We start from the raw sequence: 3,704 nt of genomic DNA, 5'->3' as shown, positions 1-3,704 counted from the left end.
GCTAGTAGGTAGAGGAGTACCACCAATAGAATCACAATCATCTAAAGGATTTGTACCATCTGTAACTTCTTGACCATTTAATATGCCATCACCATCACAATCTACAGTTAAGTAGTCTCCAGAAACAGGAATTGTAACACTAGAAACTAAATAATCACAAGGATCATTTTTATCTGTACCATCTAGGTCTTCTTTAGTATCTAATACGCCATCACCATCACTATCTGCAACTTCTCTAAAGTCAACCTCAATTGTGCTTGTATCATCTTCGTTGTCAGTTGCAATTGCTCCTGTATCCAGATCATTGTTTACATCATTACCTACAGTATCATCAAAGGCATCGTTCAATCCATCACCGTCAGCATCTGTCAAAGGATCTACAAGAGTACCTTGACCTGCTTCCAGCATATCAGAAATACCATCGTTATCAGAATCAGCATCCAAATAATCAGGAGTTAAATCTGTATCTGTATCCTCTGGTCTTAATCCGTTAGGGTAGTTTGTATCGACACCGTTAAGAGTAAAAGTATTTGCAGGAGCCACATAACCTGTTGTTGGTTGTGCTTCAACGTTATCTGGAATACCATCATCATCAGCATCGATATCCAAGAAATCTGCATTTCCTGATGTATCTGTGTTCAGTGGCGTTGTACCTTCTGAACTGTCTGCTTGACCATCATTGTTTGCATCTGCAAAACCAGTATCGTTAGTATCAATAACTCCATCATTATTCGTGTCTAAAGCATCATTACCAGCTTCATATACATCAAATATTCCGTCGTTATCTGCATCTATGTCAAAGTGGTTAGGAATACCATCACCATCAAAATCGAATGCTGGTTCTGTTGTTCCGTTCACATCGCCAACCAATGGATCGTTAGGATCATCATCGGAATGGTTTGGAACACCATCGTTATCATCATCGGCACTTGGGTCGATTCCGTTAGCTTCATCTAAGTCACTAATACCATCGTTATCGTCATCAAGATCTACTGTATCTGGGATACCATCTCCATCAAAGTCAAGAACATCTCTAAAATCAACCTCAGCCAAATCAGCATCATCTTCGTTGTCAGTTGCAATTGCACCTGTATCCAAATCATTGTTTACATCATTACCTACGGTATCATCAAAGGCATCGTTTAATCCGTCACCGTCGGCATCTGCCAATGGGTCTGTCATTGTACCTTGACCAGCTTCCAGCATATCTGAAATACCATCGTTATCAGAATCAGCATCCAAATAATCTGGAGTTAAATCTGTATCCGTATCCTCAGGTCTTAATCCGTTAGGGTAGTTTGTATCTACACCGTTAAGACTAAAAGTATTTGCAGGAGCCACATAACCTGTTGTTGGTTGTGCTTCAACGTTATCTGGAATACCATCATCATCGGCATCGATATCCAAGAAATCTGCATTTCCTGATGTATCTGTGTTCAGTGGCGTTGTACCTTCCGAACTATCTGCTTGACCATCATTGTTTACATCTGCAAAAACAGTATCGTTACTATCAATAACTCCGTCATTGTTCGTATCTAAAGCATCATTACCAGCTTCATATACATCATAGATTCCGTCATTATCCGCATCTATGTCAAAGTGATTTGGAATACCATCACCATCAAAATCGAATGCTGGTTCAGTTGTTCCGTTTACATCACCAACCAATGGATCGTTTGGATCATCATCGGAATGGTTTGGAACACCGTCATTATCATCATCGGCACTTGGGTCAATTCCATTAGCCTCATCTAAATCTGATATACCATCGTTATCATCATCAAGATCTGCTGTATCTGGGATACCATCACCATCAAAATCCAATACCGATCTAAAATCTACTTCAGCCATATCAGCATCATCTTCGTTATCAGTTGCAATTGCACCTGTATCCAAATCATTGTTTACATCGTTACCTACGGTATCATCAAAAGCATCGTTCAATCCGTCACCGTCGGCATCTGCCAATGGATCTGTAATTGTACCTTGACCCGCTTCTAAAATATCTGGAGCACCATCATTATCAGAATCAGCATCCAAGTAATCTGGAGTTAAATCCGTATCCGTATCCTCAGGTCTTAATCCGTTAGGGTAGTTTGTATCTAGACCATTAAAATCAAAAGCATCAGCTGGAGCTACATAACCTGTTGTTGGTTGTGCTTCTACGTTATCTGGAATACCATCGTCATCTGCATCGATATCCAAGAAATCTGCATTCCCTGTCGTATCAGTATTGATAGGCGTAGTCGTTTCAGAGCTATCTGCCTGACCATCATTATTACCATCAGCAAAACCAGTGTCGTTACTATCAATAACGCCATCATTGTTCGTATCTAAAGCATCATTACCCGCTTCGTACACATCAAATATTCCGTCATTATCAGCATCAATATCAAAATGGTTTGGAATACCATCACCGTCAAAATCAAACGCTGGCTCAACAATTCCGTTTACATCACCAACTAGTGGATCAGCAGGATCGTCATCTAAATAGTTTACGATACCATCATTATCATCATCTGCACTTGGGTCAACTCCGTTGGCTTCATCTAAATCCGAAATACCATCATTGTCATCATCCAAATCCACGATATCCATAATACCATCTTGGTCGCGATCTAATATAGATCTGAAATCAACCTCGTCAGTATCCAAATCATCTTCGTTATCCGTACCTTCAGCACCTGTATCCAAGTCATTATTTACATCTGTACCAGGTGTATCATCAAAAGCATCATTTAATCCGTCATTATCAGCATCAGCTAAAGGATCAGTCATAGTTCCTTGCCCAGCTTCAATAATATCTGGCGTACCATCATCGTCAGAATCTGGATCCAAGTAATCAGGAATCAAATCGCCATCTGTATCTTCTGGTGTAATTCCACCTGCATATTGGGTATCTAAACCTTCAGCATCAAAAGCATCATCTGGAGCATTGTAAGCTGCAGTTGGTTGTGCTTCAACATTATCAGGAATACCATCATCATCTGCATCAATATCTATATAGTTTGCACCACCTGTTGTATCCGTATTTAATGGCGCAGTACCTTCTGTAGCATCTGCTTGACCATTATCATTTGCATCTAAGAATACATCATCAGTACTGTCAATTGCACCATCATTGTTGGTATCTAAAGCACCGGTTCCATTTTCAACTACATCTAGAATACCATCATTATCTGCATCTATATCTAAATGGTTTGGATTTGCATCACCATCAAAATTATCTATTGGTAAAGCTGTACCAGGACCATCTGTAGCCTTAGGCGTTGTATTATCATCTGTATCTGCGATATCTGAAAGTCCGTCACCATCTGCATCGGCAATTGGACCTGTACCAATAACACCATCGTTATCTGGGTCTGAACCACCAGCTTCTGTTACATCTGGAATACCATCATTATCAGAATCAGTATCTATTCTATCGTCAAATCCGTCTTCATCAGTATCTGGATTTTCTAAAGGCGTACCAGGAGTAGTTGCATCTGCAGGGTCTACACTATCTGCCAAACCATCACGGTCTGTATCTGTAGCGAAAGTATCTATAACGCCATCGTTATCTGCATCTGGACCACCAGCTTCTGTTACATCTGGAATACCATCGTTATCTGAATCTAAATCTATTCTATCTTCGATACCATCACCATCTGAATCTTCATCTGGTAAAGGAGTCGTTGCAATTTCATCTGCAAGACCATCATTAT

The 3,704-nt window shown here is 40.1% G+C and carries 1 pseudogene; it reads right to left on the bottom strand.

The annotated features are described in order from the left end of the window. Positions 1-3,704: pseudogene (locus ACSHXM_RS21265) on the bottom strand (hypothetical protein); the annotation flags it as partial.

The organism is Paraglaciecola sp., from assembly GCF_051252315.1.
Lineage (GTDB): Bacteria > Pseudomonadota > Gammaproteobacteria > Enterobacterales > Alteromonadaceae > Paraglaciecola.
The sequence above is the reverse complement of the archived record's forward strand: the minus strand, read 5'-3'. Positions and strand labels throughout refer to the sequence as shown.